Source organism: Acinetobacter sp. A3 (genome assembly GCF_012371415.1).
Lineage (GTDB): Bacteria > Pseudomonadota > Gammaproteobacteria > Pseudomonadales > Moraxellaceae > Acinetobacter.
Map to the genome: position 1 here is coordinate 1 of NZ_JAAZQW010000051.1, position 15,144 is coordinate 15,144.

The window sequence follows — 15,144 nt, forward strand, 5'->3', positions numbered from 1 at the left end:
GGACGCGCTGCTAAATGCTGTCTGCTGGTGTTTATCGATGATGCTACAGGAAAATTGCAGCATTTACGCTTCTGTGAGTCAGAATCAACCTTTGACTATATGATTTCAACACGCTTATATGTCGAACAGCACGGTAAGCCTTTAGCGTTTTACAGCGACAAACATTCAGTCTTTAGAGTGAATCAAAGCAGCAAGAAAGACACCAAGATTACCCAGTTTGGACGTGTACTCAGCACCCTGGCCAATGCCTTAAAACAGGTGGTGCTGCAACAGCGGGTGATCCATGCCGATGAAACGCCGGTCACCATCATGCGGATGGGTGAGAATGATAAAAAACCGAAGAAAGGTTATGTCTGGGCCTATGCCACTACACAGTACAATCCAGTTCAAGCCGTGATCTATGACTTTCAGGATAGTCGTTCAGGTCAGCATGCTGAAGCGTTCCTGAAAGACTGGCAGGGCCATCTGGTCTGTGATGATTACAGCGGTTATAAAGCACGCTTTAAATCAGGTCAGGTCATTGAGGTGGGCTGCATGGCGCATGCGCGTCGTAAATTCCATGAACTGCATGTGACCAAAAAAAGTCAGGTCGCTGAACAGGCATTAGTGCTGATTCAGAAACTGTATGCCATAGAAGCAGAACTCAGGAAAAAGACCGATGGTACAGCAGAACAGCGCCGCGAATACCGACAACAGCATAGTCAACCGGTGATGCAACAACTGTATGAATGGCTCAACCAACATCAACTGACTGTGCCATCGAGTTTTCCAACCGCCAAGGCGATCAATTACACTCTGAAGCGTTGGCCAGCTTTAAGCCGCTATCTGGATAACGATTGGTATAACGGTTGCCAGACCTTACGCACACCATATCGACCTAAACTTTCTTTCCAAATACGTTTGATTTGCTCTGCATGATGTAAATCATGCTGAACACGTTTCGCTCGATGTTCTGGGTTATCAACGAGATCTAAAGCCCGATAATAGGTCGAAGCTGCAATCGGTAAAATTCTACAAATCGCTTCAACACCATATCGATCTTTATTGTTCTGGATAAAATCCACCATTATTTGTGTGGGCGGTCGAGCTCCGCCTGGGCGAAAAAAGCGGCTGCTTTACGTAGAATTTCATTGGCACGTTTTAATTCTTTAATTTCACGTTCCATTTGCTTCATTTTTTCTTGGTCAGATATCTGTTGTACTTTGGCAGGATTTAGTTGATCCATATGCTTTAAATACCAAACACGCAATGTTTCAGGAGTACAACCCTTGCGCAGCATGCTGCTCAGGTGCAATAGCTGTGATTGCAGCCCAAGTAGAAGGATAATCTTTTTCAGATTCAATCAATAATTGAACCGCTCTTTCTCTGATTTCAGGGGTATATTTTGGTTTTGTCATTGGAACATTCTCTCAAGAAAGTTGGTCTCCGACAAACCCGGTACGGTTCAGTTTGTGCAACAAAGCTAAATTGAAATATCAAGACTAACAAGAAATTCAAATTGATTACTAATAGAGCGGCTCACGGCGCCCTATCTTTTAGAAAAACGTATCTGCCGATACATTAAACCGCTCAGACAATGCCTTAATATGACGAATATTCAGTTGGCGTTTACCACTTAAAATCTCAGAAATCACAGATTGGGTTGCAACTTCTGCTAAGTCAGACTGACCTAAACCATGTTGCTCCATCAAAAAAGCCAAAGCAGCACGACCATCCCCTTTAGGCATAGGAAGATGCTCATTTTCATAATCAGAAACCAAATCACCAAGCTGATGAATAAGCCCCATTAAAGGATTAGATTCGTCATCACCAACGGTATCTAAAAGTTCATCTAAAGCTTCAACAAGTGTATGAAAGTCGTCTTCATTTTCTGGCTTGCTGAGCAATGGTGCAACGTAGTGCCAGTGGTCTACGGCCTGTTTAATCATCGCGTTCATACTAACCTTCCTTCCAATGACCTTTGTCATATTCTTTATGGGACAAGACATGACGAATATACACACGTTTTGCTTGATACATCACGACGGCAATAAGTCGGATCTTGTTCCCGCCAATATCGAATACATGGAACTTTCCAACTTTATCGACAGCTGGAAAGAGCTGTTTCATCTCAGCAAAATCTTTCGGATCGTTTGCCTTTATGGTTCGATACCAACCATCTAATGCCGTTTCAGCCTGTGGCCACTTGTGCATTGCTTCTATAATTCTAGCGTGGGTGATCACATGCATAACATTTTATCGCATTTTGCTATAAATCAAGTATAAACAAATTATCGCATTTTGCAATATTGAAGGGCTAGGATGAATAAAGCGCCAAATGGCGCTTTATTAATTATCAGAGGCTTTGTTGCACACACCTATCTGTAAAGGCTTTTTCAGCGATATAATTTTCAAATGAAGAAGCCTACACACAAAATCTACCGCACAACCAATTGGCCCGCATATAATCGAGCACTCATGAGTCGCGGAAATATTGCCATTTGGTTTGATCCTGCTACGCAATGGTATGCTCCATAAAAAGGCAAACAAGGGCGAAATCAAACATACTCCGACGCAGCTATCCAATGCTGCTTAATGATTAAATCATTATTCCGTAGGTCTTTACGTATGGTCACTGGCTTTGTGCAAAGTCTGATTAAACTCTGTGGTTGAGCAGCCCCGAATATCAGTGATATTCATAGCGTCAGTTACTTGTCTTTTTACATTGTAATCTGTTTTTCTAATTCAGCTATCCGTGCATTTGCATTAGTGAGTTGTGATTCCACATATTTGATCGAGCCTGATTTTTCGAGTAGCTGTTCATATTTGGCTTGCAAGGCGTTGTAGTCTTCTTTTGCCTTATCTGTACTAGCAAGAGCGACTTTCAGCTTGTCGGTGGTGTCATCAGTTTGTTTGACCTGTTCATCAAGTTTGATTTGCACCTGTTCCAGTTTTTCTGTGGTATCTGCAAGCTGCTTTTCCAGTTGTTGCACTGTTTCCGCATATCCGCCTTGTACTGCATCAATCCGTTCTTGCAATAGGGTTGCAATGACTTGTGACACGGTAACAAGTTCCGCATCTTTCAGAGTTTTTGCCGTAGTAACGGCTGCCGCCAGTTGCTCTTCAAGGATCTCTTTGCGGTATTTGTTGATAGTGGTCTTTGAGCCGCTACCAAGAACCGCAAGGATATTATCGTTAGTTGGGTTTGAGCCTTGTGCTGCAAGGGATTCGATGGCTTTTGCCACATCTGATTTAGTGATTGCCATGGGTTTACTTCCTATTGTGTACTGTACTGTATCGTATTTTAGTACATTACAGTACAGTACACAATCGATATTTTTTATGAATTATGACTAGCTAAAACTCACCCGTATATTCAAACCAATTCAGGTTGGGTCTATACCGCCTTTATTATTGATGTGTTCTCACGAGCAATTGTTGGATGGAAAGTATCAACACGTATGAATACAGACATGGTGCTCGATGCATTGGAGCAAGCATTGCATGACCGAGGCATGCCAAAGAATGTGATTCATCATTCCGACAGAGGTGTGCAATATCTTTCCATTCGTTATACCAATCGTTTAGAAGCAGCAAATTTACGAGCATCAGTCGGTACGACTGGTGATTCATACGATAATGCTTTGGCTGAAACGGTGAATGGCTTATACAAAACAGAGGTGATTGAATATTTAAAAGCAGATTGGCAAGGTTTAGCAGATGTACAACTTGCGACACTAAACTGGGTAGATTGGTTCAATAAAGAACGTGTACATAGTGCACTGGGTTATGTATCACCTTTTGAGTTTGAAGCAATCTACTATGATAAGATTAATCCGTTAGGTCAGGTGGCCTAACTTAAATAAAAAGTCTCCGACAAACCCGGTACGGTTCAAGGCGTAGGTGTCAGTCAGATCCATCCGACTCAGCATTGGTGTTTGCTTTTTTACCCAACAAGCTGCTGGAAACTAAAAGTAAGGCACCGAGGACAATTGCAATATCAGCCAGGTTGAAGGCCGGCCAATGCCAGTCTCGCCAATAGAAATCAAAGGAATCCACAACATAGCCGCGAAAGACCCGGTCAATCAGGTTGCCCATGGCGCCACCGAGGATAAGACTGTAAGCGATGGCTTCTCCTTTATGACGATTTTCAAGGATCAGCTTGATCAGAAAAATCGAGACCACTACCGCGATTCCGATAAAAAAGTAGCGCTGCCAGCCTCCACCATTCGCAAAAAGACTGAATGCGGCACCGGTATTCCATACGTGTACCCAGTTAAAGAATGAGGTCACTGAAATAGACTCGCCATATGCCATTGATTGTTGCACCAGCCATTTTACGGCCTGATCAGACGCTGCCAGCAGGCCCGATATGGACAACATAGCGTACGGTGACAGATGTTTGCCAAAAATGGACATTGCTTAATCCTTGAGCGCCAGAATGCGTCTAGCACCGTTAAGTACAATTACCCCCGCGATGGTGCCGATAATCAGATCCGGATAATTGGACCCGGTCCACGCGACCAGAGCGCCGGCGGTGATGACCCCCAGGTTGATCACCACGTCGTTGGCCGAGAATATCCAGCTTGCCTTCATGTGCGCCCCGCCCTCCCGATGTTTGGATATGAGCAGCAGACAACTGGTATTGGCAATCAATGCGACGAATGCGATAGCCATCATCACCAGCGATTCAGGCTCACTACCGAATACAAAGCGTCTCACCACCTCTATGAGTACGCCCACAGCCAAGATCAGTTGCAGTACACCAGCAAGATGCGCGGCACGTACCTGCATTTTCACGCTATGTCCAACCGCATAAAGGGCAAGCCCGTACACCGCCGCATCGGCAAAATTGTCCAGGGATTCTCCAATCAGGCCGGTGGACCGGGCGATCAGACCGGCAGTCATTTCCACCACGAACAGAAGTGCATTGATGCCGAGCAACCAGCGCAGGGTCCCGGATTCTTGCTTAGCAGAAGCTGCCGAAAACTCGGCGGCCTTGATGGTCTCCGGATTTGCAGCGACGGTTTCCTGAAGCGAGGCGCCTAGCCCCAAGGTCTTCAGTTTCGAGGTGACGGGCTCGACCTCACCGTCATGCACGACCTTCAACTGGCGGTTCGACAAGTCGAAGGACAGTACCCGAATCCCCTCAACGCCGTTCAGGGCCAGGCGAATCATGCGCTCTTCTGATGGACAGTCCATCTTCGGCACGGCATAAACACTGACCCATTCCCCCGACGCATCGGAGGAGGCCTGCATATCGGTATCCGCCGCAGGCCTTGCATGGTCGCCACAGGGGCCTCCGCAGTTTTTACTCATGATATGACTCCACTTGAATGTGATCGGGTTTTCATTTAAAACTATATAGTAGCTATAATGTCAATAGCGTAGAGAATCCGTTGCGGAGGAACCCGATGCGTATTGGTCAGTTGGCACAGTCAGTAGGGGTAGATACACAGACGATCCGCTTCTACGAACGGCAGGGCTTGTTGCCGCCGCCTGGTCGGCAGGAGAACGGTTACCGTGTCTATACCGAGAAACACGTTGAGCGGCTGGCCTTTATTCGTCGCTGCCGCATCCTGGATCTGTCACTGGCAGAAATTCACGAACTAAAGCGCTATCAGGACGACCCTCATCAGTCCTGTACCGCTGTCAATGCCTTGCTCGATGATCACATCTCTCATGTACGCTCGCAGATAACCGCTCTACAGGCGCTTGAGAAACAACTCGTTTCACTAAGAGCGCGTTGCAACGATGACCGGGAAGTTAAGGCGTGTGGGGTTCTTGCTGGAATTAGCGAGGGAAGCATGCATCAGCAGTAGGTTGGAGTGCCAACCAGATAATCCGATGAGATGCCGGTTTGCCTCACTCTCATGCAAAGGTAAGATCAACCATTTAATCCGCTTACCCTATTTTTTTTGCTTTCACCTTATCCAAAATTCACCACCCCATAATTGAAAATATTTTGAATTATAAGCCCTTAGGGTGCTCATAATCCATAAATCAATTTCGAAGTTCTTTGTTGCATAAAGCCTTTAAAGATTGAGTTTTCCTAAGCAACTCAAATTTAAGTTACAACTCGGGTATTAGGTCGGCCTAATTCCATAAATCTGTTGAGGACTGCTACGCGAGCATGAATTTCACTCATCTGACTAGGAAAGCTTCTTGCCATTAATTTATCGCCTAATAATTTGATGCAGTGCATCTTTGTTTCGACCAAACTTCGGCGATGATAGCCTGACCATTTTTTCCATAGTGTTCTACCTAGCAGGGTTTTAGTATCTATACCAATATGAAGTTTACGCCATTGGCGACGATATTTCGGCTAATGCTTTTTACGTTTCCATTCACCTTCACCTAAGAACTTCAAATCCGTGGAATCAACGAGTAGATGCAGTCCATTGCAACTCTTTTCATAGCTAATTTGAATATCAATATGCTTTTGTCTTCTGCGAATGGTTGAATAATCCAGAGCTGTCCAATCTAATCCGCAAAGTTTAATCAAGCTTTGGACAAAGCCAGTCACCATGCATACAGAAAGACGAAATAAGGATTTAATCATGAGATAGCACTGAATGGCTATGTCAGAATAAGTTTGATTTCGACCATGTTTTCCTTGTGACTGCGAATATCATTGAATCTTAGTATCAAACCAAATTGTAAAATTACCATGATTGATCAAAGCATGATTGTAGGATGACCAATTCGGTGTACGATAAATTTAGGTGTAGGCTATTGCTGTATAAGACCTTATCGGTAGGTTTGCGCAACAAGGCCTCAAAATCCCACCTTAAAATGCAAATAGCAAAAAAACTCTACCATTCGATTGATTTCATTTTAGAAGTAATGAAATTAGTATCTGTTTGTAATGATATTTTATAAAATTCAATATTAGATCTGCAGAGAAAAACTTATCAAACTAAGTATTGGCTAGTCTTTTTCTTCGAAAAACTTATCAAACGAAGTATTAAGTTAATCTTTTTCTTCAACTTCTTCCTTAAACTCAAACAAATCATTCATCGTACAGTTAAAGTACTTACACAACTTATCGGCGACTGGTAATTCAATACGTACAGCACGGTCATAATACATACTTGTGAGCGTGTTGCGATTGATACCTGTTGCATGCACCACTTCACTTAATTTTAAAATTTTTCTATCGCCCATGAGGCTAGATAACTTACAAGTAATCATATTTAAATTAATTTACAAAAAATAACTTGCTGTGGGTTATTTGAAGTTGTTGACTGAGTAATACTTTGCTAAAATTAACCTACAGCAGGTTATTACAACTTATAGAAAGTATATTTTATCCATTTCAACTAAATTATAACTTTTTAAATATAAGGATTGAACCTGCATTAGATTATTTTGTGGAGATGACCGCCGTGTTACCAAATGAGTTATTGATCAGCCAGCAAGCTCGTGACTTAGGAAATCAATTAATTAAAGAAATGAACATCAATAGAAGTTATGGAATGGCTAATTTTCTTGGAGTAAATACTTGCTATGATAATCATCAGGCTGTACTTATTTGGACATTTCAACTGCTTGAAAGGGAACCTGCCTTAAATGAATTAGCAGAAATTAAAAAATATTTTCTTTTAATCTTTCCAGATAGTGTTTATCAATTAGCCTAAGTTGTTTTTAAAATTAATTTATTAAATAAAAAGCACTAAATCAAAGAAAGCTTTATTTAAAAATACCTATTAATTCAAAAACATACCATTTACTGAATATATGAAGCATAGGTTCCTGCTCTATCACTCACTCGTACTAAAATTACATCGCTCTTTTTACTGATACTAAACAATTTATGTCCACGCCACGTTCTGCGGCTTCGAGGGCTAGTTTTTGTTGAACCACTGAGAACAAGGACAACAAACTGCCTACTATATTTTCCCGGAGAGTGGTGTAGGAACTTTTTCATTATTGCTAATCATATCAGCGACAACATCAGCAACGAGCTCCTCTATTCCTGAGAATGCTTTAGACTGATCCGCATCAAGCCAAGACAATGATGGAAACTCAGCACACAACCCAACATACTCATTATATTCTGCTGACCATGTAACACGGCAAGTATATTGTTTACTATCCATTTGAAACCCCATAATGTTTTAAGTCTATGTATAAAAGTACGATTTTCACTTAGCAGTACTTAAATAATCACCCCACCACTGCATCATTTCAGTCCGCTGGGCTAAATAGTCAGCGTGATTATAGCTGGCACGGGTACGGTTCTTATCAATATGTGAAAGTTGTGCCTCAATCCAGTTATCCTGGAACAAACCTGAGTCATTCAAAATGGTACTAAAAGTGGAACGTAGTCCATGAGAGGATAATTGATGTTTTCCATAGCCCATCTTACGTATAGCCATATTTAATGTATTAAAATGAATCGGTTGATTATGTTTCCGTGGGCTAGCAAAAATGTACTTTTCACCGTATGACCATTGCATGACGTCTTTTAAAATATCTAAAGCCTGATCTGAAAGTGGAACTAAGAAGTCGGGAATCTCATGGCCTAATATGACTTTTCGTCGAAACTGTTTAATATGCAAGGCAGGTATTTTCCAGATTTTTTCATTTAAATCAAAATGATGAGGCTCAGCCAATAACAATTCAGCCCCTCGCACGCCAGTATGTAATTTGAACAGCAGTGCTTTTTTAATAATCGGATGGGCATCCAATTTTAATAAATTTTTCTTAAAATCTGATATATCCTCCGCTTTCAAATACGGATAATTCTTCTTGATTTTACTGTTAATGGCGATTTTATTTAAACCATGCGCGATGTTGAATTCACAATAACCCATCGCTACAGCGTAGTCATAAATTTGGTTCAAATAACTACAAGCTTTCTTGACAGGTTCTTTTACTTGGCGTCCCTCTATTTTTTTGATTACTGAAACCAGGTCATAACGCTTGATGTTTTGAAAAGGTAAATCCTGAAGGTCTGGATAAATATCTTGCTGTAAACATCTTTCTGCTAACTGTAGTACACCGCAGCGGGGTGAATCATTAAATGCATTTTTCAGTTTGAACTGCAGCCACTCCTCCCCTACCTTACGAAAGGTGATGACATTAGAGACAGTATCATGCTCAAAACAATAATTATTGTCTTTAAAGTCATCTTTGACTTGTCGTGCCTTTTTCAGCGATAAATCAGGATAAAGCCCCAACTGAATGCGGCGACGTTTTTTTGTTTGTGGATCTGTATAGCGATAGCACCAAGATTTTCTTCCAGTCGGCTCAATCTTCAGGCTAAGTCCATCTTCATCGGATAAAAAACAAGTTTTTTCCTTGCAATGAGCTTGGCGAACTTTAATTTCAGTAAGACTCATGAAATTTAAATGAAACCTATCAGCGGATTGACGAGATCCATTATATCAAAATAGAAGAAAATATATATGATGCGTACACTACGCATCATATATATTTGTAATATATTGTTTTATATATTTAATATTTTAAGTATTTGTATTTTAGTAACCATTATAAGTACCACCTCTTCTTTAAGTTCCCAACAACTCACTTTTTCTGTCATCAATGTTAAATAAGTCTTGTGCTTTAAATTCTTAGATGACCTCCTCTACCCTTTATTATCATTTTTATAAAAGTAACTATATGTACTCATTAAAATTTGTAGAGCTCAAAAACAAAAAAGACCGCTATATAGCAGTCTTTTAACTTAATTAAATAATAATTAATTCATTTTCATCATAAGTGCATAAGCATCACGTTTGTTTTGACGCAATGATTCTATCTCGGACTTCGTCAGCTGTTTTACGAGAGTTGAGGATATACTTTGCTTCCCACTCTGTGAGCCTTTCGAAATCGTACCCGTAAATCGATTTCCACCATGCTTCAAGATTACCATATACATCCCTCAATTGCTGAAGAGTTTCTTTACTTAGAGCTAATTGTGATGAGTATTGTTTACCCGTCAGTGCATATGCTCCAATAACTTTATTCGTCCCAGTTGTTTCAATATGACCTTTTAATGCTGCAAAAGTACCACCTTGGGTCTGGGTATCATCAACAATAATAACACATTTATCATTGTTTATTGTCCCATCAAATGCTGGTGGGTTGGCTAATCTATGCCACCCATCACCGCCAGTTCTTGATACTTTTATAGCTTGAACTATATTCGTATCAACTTCAAGCCCAAGTTTCTTTGCTATAACTGCTGAAGTAGCTAAAGGAATCATATTACGACCGACTGCTTCCTCAGCATGTACAGGTACTATAATAGTTTCCCGACCATCGATAATTCTTTCTAGTTCAGCAATCGCCTCATCCGAAACTAAATCTTTAGCTAAAATATACGCACTTTCAACATCCCCTGCTTTAGCAGCTTCATACATGTAATGAGAGGTTGCATCTCCAAGACCACGGTCAATAACCGTTTTAGGAAACATATTCCAATCTGTGCGATATAACTTCATATTTTTAAATAAGTTTTAATGATGGCTAGCATTAAATTTTACACTAAATTTACCGCTAGCATCTCTTGGATATTATTTTTCGTATCAGGCAGCACTCTCAAAAGCCGTTTGTTTGGACAGTCCCCATGATCATACACGAGGCAGCTTCAAATACTTATGGGCCCATCCTATCCAGTTGTATCTTCTTGCATCACATGAATATTGTATACTCATTTTGACTACTTGAAAATTATGGAACAACGTCAATAAAAACAATAACTCTAGAGTCTTTAGTCGACATTCCTAAAAAGGTAAATTCAACATTTCTTTCCATATCATTTCTTTGTGTCTCTGGATGAACAAAAGAAACATAGCTTATTTCAAAGAATCGGGCTAGGGTTTTTATGCCAATGATTTTGTTCTCTTCATTAGCAATTAAAACATCTAATTCCAGATCAAACTCTTCTAATTATTTAATTAAATCTTTAACTTTCATTTTACTATCAACCTCTATGAATTATTTAAAAAATTAGCACAATGAAACTTGTGAAAAAAATGGATTTGAACAAAATTTTTTAGCAAAAAAAGCATAGCAACCAGAAAAATCTTTCCAGCAATCAACAAAAATATCCCCGTGTGCTTCCAGTTTACAACATTTTGACTACCACACTGCCCACAGTAGTAATAATAGCCTTTGATACGGCCACCGCATTCAGGACAATTTTTATGATTAATGAATAAGTTACTCAACGTCTCTTCTCCAAAATTCTTATTATCAAGTTGTAAGTGAAGATAGCACACATTTATAAAAATATCTTTTTTAAAACATTAAAAGATGTTATAAAAAAGACATTCGCTACTTTAGGATAACTTTTAAGATGAATTTAAATCTCCTTGATGAAGAATCAATCCAACCTTCTGAACCCACGCCATGTGATTTTTTCAAAGGTGAAAATGCTATCAAAAAAGCTAAACAGTTAGGATTACCTGATCTCGAGTTAGTCAGAAACGCAATTATGATCGGTGATGCTGACTATAGAACAAATACTCACTATAACCGTGCACGCTTTATTGCACGATGGGGAAAAATTGGAGAACAGATTGCTTTACTGCTTCGACAATCTGATCCTGCTTGGATATTCCACAATGACAGCCAGCCAAGAATTGAGAATACAGTAAAGAAAATACAAATTATCTTTATGAGCGGGAATATTGCATTGGGGTTAGCTGATCAAGTTGTATCAGCACACTGTGAAAAAGGATTAATGACATTAAATAATATTAAGGAGAATCAGTCTGCTTATGATGATGAGACAAAATTGAGAACATGGATTTTATACTTTCCTTCAGCATCACATCCAGCCTATAAAGACATTGATATCCCAAATATTCCTTTTGAATTTGCATACCCAACTAGCTTCGTACAGGACTTAAAAGCGAAAAAAATTTCAATTTTACCAAGTGACCATACTTGCAGAATTGCATTTGAAATAGATAATACAGTTCCTGTAAAAACTGATCCTAAGCCAGTATTGGAACCATCTAATGAAATTAAACCAGATGATTTTGATATTCAGCTTGTAGTTTAATCTGAGGTTAATGTGTTTAATAAAGATCGTTTACGTATTGCTAAAGAATTACGAGGACTTAGCAATACCGATTTCGCAGAAAAATTGAGTTGCTCTATCTCTAAGGTAAAGCAACTTTTAGACGTGGATAAAGAAATCAATGAAAATGATCAAGATGATATATGCCGTGTATTAAATTTACCCAAGTCATTCTTTGCAGGTAATGACACACAACCACATGAAACAGACCAAATCTTCTATAGATCGGTTGCTCGTATTAAAGCACAGCATAGAAAAGCTAATGAGGCATATACTCTTTTAGCAATAAATATTAACAAGTACTTAAATCAGAAAGTAAAGTTACCTACTTTTCACCGTCCTGATTTAGATATTACTGAGTTTTTGGGTGAATCTAAGTATGCCGATCACCTAGCGTCAGAGTTGAGAGGTTTATGGGCTTTAGGTAATCAACCTATTAATAACATTGTTTCGTTGTGTGAGCTAAAGGGAATCCGTGTCTTTAGATTACCGACTGAAATTCGAGAAATTGATGCACTATCTTTTTTTGATGATGAAAGTGGTAGCCCTTTCATATTTCTAAATACATTTAAGTCTGCCGAAAGAGCCCGCTTCGATTGTGCACACGAACTTGGTCATACCGTTATGCATACGCATAACAAAAAAATTCGTGTCGAGAAAGATAATCGTGTTCTCGAAACTGAAGCGGATCAATTTTCATCTGAATTTTTAATGCCAACAGATGCATTTCTTTCTACTGCTCCACGCTATTTTTCACTAGAAAATATGATTGAGTATAAAAAGATTTGGCGAACATCCCTGAAGGCTATTAACTATAAAGCTCACAAGCTGGGCTTAGTTAGTGATTGGGTTAATCGTAGTAACTCTATAAAGATCAATTCGTTGGGCTACAACATTAATGAACCTGAAGAAACTCATCGAGATGAGAGTTTGATGTTGCCCAAAATTATCTCTGTTTTAGCCTCACAACCATCTTTTGATAAAAATAAAATGCTTGATGAAATTGGAATCTCTGAAGAAGATTTTAATCAATTAACATTTGATGCTTTAGCTAAAGTTGAGCCCCCGAAGAAAAAACATAAGTTATATATTGTCGAGTAATACAAACCTTCCTTAAAAATAATGCGCCTTACGGCGCACTATTTATGCAAAATCCTGATTAATTTTTTTATGACTTCACGCCCAACGTAGTTTTGCATCCCATAAGTCATACTTTAACTGAAAATGTAACTTGCCCCATCATGACTTTTTTCATATAGCCTACTTGAACTGACACCATAAATCCCATGTGTTCCATAAAGCATCGTATACAATTTCAGATAAATTCTTTAGTTATGTGATCAGGCTATGTGCTCAAATTACCTATTTCCAAATAAAAGAAATTTGACACTCTTAGGTGTCGATACAAGCCAGTTTGATCTTGAGCTTAAGGATCATGTATTCCCTTCCTATCATGCTCCAATCATTCTGAACGGCTCAGATCACTTAGAGCTTGATATTGCAAAGTTTGGATTACTACCGAGCTGGGCGAAAGAATTGAAGTTCAGCAGTCATACTTATAACGCCAGAACTGAGTCTGTAGCAGATAAGCCTAGCTTTCGACATGCTTGGAAGTACAGCAAGTTCTGCCTAGTCCCAGTACAAGAATTTTATGAGCCGAAATACATCAATGGCAAGCCACACTGGTACACCATCAAGCGTAAAGATGATCAGCCTTTTACTGTTGCAGGGATCTATGATGATGCAGTGATTAATGGCAATAAGGTACGTTCCTTTTCAATGTTGACCATCAATTCGGACCATCACCCTTTTATGAAACAATTCCATGCACCGAAGGATGAGAAGCGATCCATTATCGTTATTCCAGAACAGTACAGAAAAGACTGGCTAACAGCCGATCATGAACATGCGCATGAATATTTCTTTCAAATGCCCGATGAATTCGTCACATTTCCACGCGATGAGCAGAAACAAAACGTCTTATTCTGACGCATCCTTGTTTATCCACAACTTTTTAAATTTGAATTTTAAACGCTGTTAGTAATATCCTATTTAAACAAATTCTACTTCCAAACACGCCTCGTAGCGTAGGAGTATCTCATGTCTAAGAAGTTGCCTATTTACTTCTCTGACGACGCATGGTCATCTTTACAAGAGCTCATGGGTCCAGAGGGTAAACCAAGTCCTACCATCAACACCGTGCTTGAACAAATCGCTGTTCAAAATGAGCTTGTTGAAAAATTAGGGCTTACTGCTGTCCTACCCAAATCCAAAGTATCTATTCCCGTCTCTTTAGAGCGTATTCCTGCAGGTCCGGCCTTCAGCACCAAGGATGAGCAAGACAAAGCACTCGATCTGAATGAGTTCCTGATTCACAACCCTATTTCTACTTTTATTGCCTATGTAGACAGTGAATCCATGCTCGATGCTGGCCTAGAGATTAATGATCCAATCATTATTGATCGCAGTATTGAAGCCAAGCATTACGATATCGTGGTTGCCCTGATTGATGACAATGCCTCGACCATTAAGCGGCTGATGATCACCAATAAGATGTCCAAGTCTGAAATCAAAGAAATATTTGGAGATGAAGATTATCCGCTTCCAGAACTTTGGTTGAAGGCTGAAAATTCGAATTACAATCACATCATTCCTGATGATAGTCAGACCATATCAATCTGGGGTGTGGTGACTTTTAATTTAAAGCGTATTTATCACCGCTCATAAAAAGAAGAATAACCATGCAAAGTGAAAATGAAATATTCGCGTTAGTCGACGTGAATAATTGCTACGTCTCGTGTGAGCGTGTGTTTAATCCTGCCTTGAATGATCGCCCAACCATTGTGCTCAGCAACAATGACGGCTGTGCCGTGGCCAGAAGCCAGGAAGCGAAAGACTTAGGCATCAAGATGGGTGTTCCTGTATTCCAAATTAAAGAGCTAATCAAACAACATAACATTCAGGTGCTATCCAGTAATTTCTCCTTATATGGCGAAATGTCCAAGCGCTTTATGGAGCTGCTTGGGGACTATGTTGCACCAGGAGATCAAGAGATACCGTCTGAAACGTCAAGCAAATTATTGAGAATTCATGCTCAATAATCCGCTTGATAAGGTTGTTGGTGT

The 15,144-nt window shown here is 39.8% G+C and carries 16 protein-coding genes, 5 pseudogenes and 1 other annotated feature; of the genes and pseudogenes, 10 read left to right on the forward strand and 11 right to left on the reverse strand.

Going from position 1 to position 15,144, the window contains the following annotated elements:
* A partial coding sequence (locus HHA42_RS12000) for an IS66 family transposase (protein WP_252726326.1) occupies positions 1-918 on the forward strand: 918 nt, incomplete at its 5' end.
* Here the strand turns inward: HHA42_RS12000 and HHA42_RS12005 are convergent.
* From HHA42_RS12005 to HHA42_RS12015, 3 genes and pseudogenes are all read right to left on the reverse strand, one after another.
* A pseudogene (locus tag HHA42_RS12005) lies at positions 849-1,397 on the reverse strand (IS3 family transposase); the annotation flags it as partial. The gene HHA42_RS12000 and the pseudogene HHA42_RS12005 sit on opposite strands and share 70 nt — an antisense overlap.
* Positions 993-1,109 (reverse strand) — a sequence feature (AL1L pseudoknot). Its footprint overlaps the pseudogene before it by 117 nt.
* A 138-nt stretch (positions 1,398-1,535) precedes the next feature.
* Positions 1,536-1,937, reverse strand: a complete 402-nt coding sequence (locus HHA42_RS12010; RefSeq protein WP_035268402.1) for a helix-turn-helix domain-containing protein — start codon at positions 1,935-1,937, stop codon at positions 1,536-1,538.
* A 1-nt stretch (position 1,938) separates the two neighbouring features.
* Entirely contained in the window at positions 1,939-2,229 is a 291-nt protein-coding gene (locus HHA42_RS12015) for a type II toxin-antitoxin system HigB family toxin (protein ID WP_016165531.1), read from the reverse strand.
* A 165-nt stretch (positions 2,230-2,394) separates the two neighbouring features.
* Here HHA42_RS12015 and HHA42_RS12020 point away from each other — a divergent pair.
* Positions 2,395-2,649 (forward strand): annotated as a pseudogene (locus HHA42_RS12020) (transposase); the annotation flags it as partial.
* 50 nt (positions 2,650-2,699) lie between these two features.
* Here the strand turns inward: HHA42_RS12020 and HHA42_RS12025 are convergent.
* Complete coding sequence (locus HHA42_RS12025) at positions 2,700-3,245, reverse strand: DNA-binding protein (protein ID WP_127800924.1); 546 nt, start codon at positions 3,243-3,245, stop codon at positions 2,700-2,702.
* Between the two features lie 105 nt (positions 3,246-3,350).
* Here HHA42_RS12025 and HHA42_RS12030 point away from each other — a divergent pair.
* Positions 3,351-3,836, forward strand: a pseudogene (locus HHA42_RS12030) (IS3 family transposase); the annotation flags it as partial.
* A gap of 49 nt (positions 3,837-3,885) precedes the next feature.
* Here the strand turns inward: HHA42_RS12030 and lspA are convergent.
* On the reverse strand, positions 3,886-4,398 hold the full coding sequence (gene lspA / locus HHA42_RS12035) for a signal peptidase II (RefSeq protein WP_150378258.1): 513 nt from the start codon (positions 4,396-4,398) through the stop codon (positions 3,886-3,888).
* A 3-nt stretch (positions 4,399-4,401) separates the two neighbouring features.
* Positions 4,402-5,298, reverse strand: coding sequence for a cation transporter (locus HHA42_RS12040; protein WP_150378257.1), 897 nt, complete (start codon positions 5,296-5,298; stop codon positions 4,402-4,404).
* Between the two features lie 95 nt (positions 5,299-5,393).
* Between HHA42_RS12040 and cadR the strand changes: the two genes are divergently transcribed.
* On the forward strand, positions 5,394-5,801 hold the full coding sequence (cadR, locus tag HHA42_RS12045; protein ID WP_001219642.1) for a Cd(II)/Pb(II)-responsive transcriptional regulator: 408 nt from the start codon (positions 5,394-5,396) through the stop codon (positions 5,799-5,801).
* A gap of 245 nt (positions 5,802-6,046) precedes the next feature.
* Here the strand turns inward: cadR and HHA42_RS12050 are convergent.
* Both HHA42_RS12050 and HHA42_RS12055 read right to left on the reverse strand, forming a co-directional pair.
* Positions 6,047-6,700, reverse strand: a pseudogene (locus HHA42_RS12050) (IS5 family transposase).
* A 251-nt stretch (positions 6,701-6,951) separates the two neighbouring features.
* Positions 6,952-7,173, reverse strand: coding sequence for a helix-turn-helix transcriptional regulator (locus tag HHA42_RS12055; RefSeq protein WP_004658364.1), 222 nt, complete (start codon positions 7,171-7,173; stop codon positions 6,952-6,954).
* A 194-nt stretch (positions 7,174-7,367) separates the two neighbouring features.
* On the opposite strand from HHA42_RS12055, the gene HHA42_RS12060 reads away from it, so the two are divergent.
* Positions 7,368-7,619 (forward strand): hypothetical protein, encoded by a 252-nt coding sequence (locus HHA42_RS12060; protein WP_004658363.1) that lies wholly within the window; start codon positions 7,368-7,370, stop codon positions 7,617-7,619.
* A gap of 252 nt (positions 7,620-7,871) precedes the next feature.
* On the opposite strand, the gene HHA42_RS12065 is transcribed toward HHA42_RS12060, so the two are convergent.
* From HHA42_RS12065 to HHA42_RS12075, 3 genes are all read right to left on the reverse strand, one after another.
* Positions 7,872-8,093, reverse strand: a complete 222-nt coding sequence (locus HHA42_RS12065; protein WP_001986288.1) for a hypothetical protein — start codon at positions 8,091-8,093, stop codon at positions 7,872-7,874.
* Positions 8,094-8,126: 33 nt separating this feature from the next.
* Positions 8,127-9,326, reverse strand: a complete 1,200-nt coding sequence (locus tag HHA42_RS12070) for an integrase arm-type DNA-binding domain-containing protein (RefSeq protein ID WP_000059658.1) — start codon at positions 9,324-9,326, stop codon at positions 8,127-8,129.
* 393 nt (positions 9,327-9,719) lie between these two features.
* Positions 9,720-10,433 (reverse strand): hypothetical protein, encoded by a 714-nt coding sequence (locus HHA42_RS12075; protein ID WP_001986287.1) that lies wholly within the window; start codon positions 10,431-10,433, stop codon positions 9,720-9,722.
* A gap of 857 nt (positions 10,434-11,290) precedes the next feature.
* On the opposite strand from HHA42_RS12075, the gene HHA42_RS12080 reads away from it, so the two are divergent.
* The 5 genes and pseudogenes from HHA42_RS12080 to HHA42_RS12100 form a co-directional block, all read left to right on the forward strand.
* Positions 11,291-12,001 (forward strand): hypothetical protein, encoded by a 711-nt coding sequence (locus HHA42_RS12080; RefSeq protein WP_001052588.1) that lies wholly within the window; start codon positions 11,291-11,293, stop codon positions 11,999-12,001.
* 12 nt (positions 12,002-12,013) lie between these two features.
* Positions 12,014-13,120 carry an ImmA/IrrE family metallo-endopeptidase gene (locus HHA42_RS12085; RefSeq protein WP_150378256.1) on the forward strand — a complete coding sequence of 369 codons (1,107 nt, stop codon included), beginning with the start codon at positions 12,014-12,016 and terminating at the stop codon, positions 13,118-13,120.
* 246 nt (positions 13,121-13,366) lie between these two features.
* Positions 13,367-14,008, forward strand: a complete 642-nt coding sequence (locus tag HHA42_RS12090; protein ID WP_002046584.1) for an SOS response-associated peptidase family protein — start codon at positions 13,367-13,369, stop codon at positions 14,006-14,008.
* Between the two features lie 111 nt (positions 14,009-14,119).
* Entirely contained in the window at positions 14,120-14,746 is a 627-nt protein-coding gene (locus HHA42_RS12095; RefSeq protein ID WP_000038641.1) for a S24 family peptidase, read from the forward strand.
* A gap of 14 nt (positions 14,747-14,760) precedes the next feature.
* Positions 14,761-15,075 (forward strand): annotated as a pseudogene (locus tag HHA42_RS12100) (Y-family DNA polymerase); the annotation flags it as partial.
* Positions 15,076-15,144: the final 69 nt, after the last annotated feature.

What these genes read in the sequence shown, in the direction of transcription:
- HHA42_RS12070 (WP_000059658.1), bottom strand. Translation starts at nt 9,326, where the DNA reads ATGAGTCTTACTGAAATTAAAGTTCGCCAAGCTCATTGCAAGGAAAAA.
- HHA42_RS12090 (WP_002046584.1), top strand. Translation starts at nt 13,367, where the DNA reads ATGTGCTCAAATTACCTATTTCCAAATAAAAGAAATTTGACACTCTTA.
- HHA42_RS12010 (WP_035268402.1), bottom strand. Translation starts at nt 1,937, where the DNA reads ATGAACGCGATGATTAAACAGGCCGTAGACCACTGGCACTACGTTGCA.
- HHA42_RS12055 (WP_004658364.1), bottom strand. Translation starts at nt 7,173, where the DNA reads ATGATTACTTGTAAGTTATCTAGCCTCATGGGCGATAGAAAAATTTTA.
- lspA (WP_150378258.1), bottom strand. Translation starts at nt 4,398, where the DNA reads ATGTCCATTTTTGGCAAACATCTGTCACCGTACGCTATGTTGTCCATA.
- HHA42_RS12025 (WP_127800924.1), bottom strand. Translation starts at nt 3,245, where the DNA reads ATGGCAATCACTAAATCAGATGTGGCAAAAGCCATCGAATCCCTTGCA.
- HHA42_RS12075 (WP_001986287.1), bottom strand. Translation starts at nt 10,433, where the DNA reads ATGAAGTTATATCGCACAGATTGGAATATGTTTCCTAAAACGGTTATT.
- HHA42_RS12080 (WP_001052588.1), top strand. Translation starts at nt 11,291, where the DNA reads ATGAATTTAAATCTCCTTGATGAAGAATCAATCCAACCTTCTGAACCC.
- HHA42_RS12095 (WP_000038641.1), top strand. Translation starts at nt 14,120, where the DNA reads ATGTCTAAGAAGTTGCCTATTTACTTCTCTGACGACGCATGGTCATCT.
- cadR (WP_001219642.1), top strand. Translation starts at nt 5,394, where the DNA reads ATGCGTATTGGTCAGTTGGCACAGTCAGTAGGGGTAGATACACAGACG.
- HHA42_RS12040 (WP_150378257.1), bottom strand. Translation starts at nt 5,298, where the DNA reads ATGAGTAAAAACTGCGGAGGCCCCTGTGGCGACCATGCAAGGCCTGCG.
- HHA42_RS12015 (WP_016165531.1), bottom strand. Translation starts at nt 2,229, where the DNA reads ATGCATGTGATCACCCACGCTAGAATTATAGAAGCAATGCACAAGTGG.
- HHA42_RS12065 (WP_001986288.1), bottom strand. Translation starts at nt 8,093, where the DNA reads ATGGGGTTTCAAATGGATAGTAAACAATATACTTGCCGTGTTACATGG.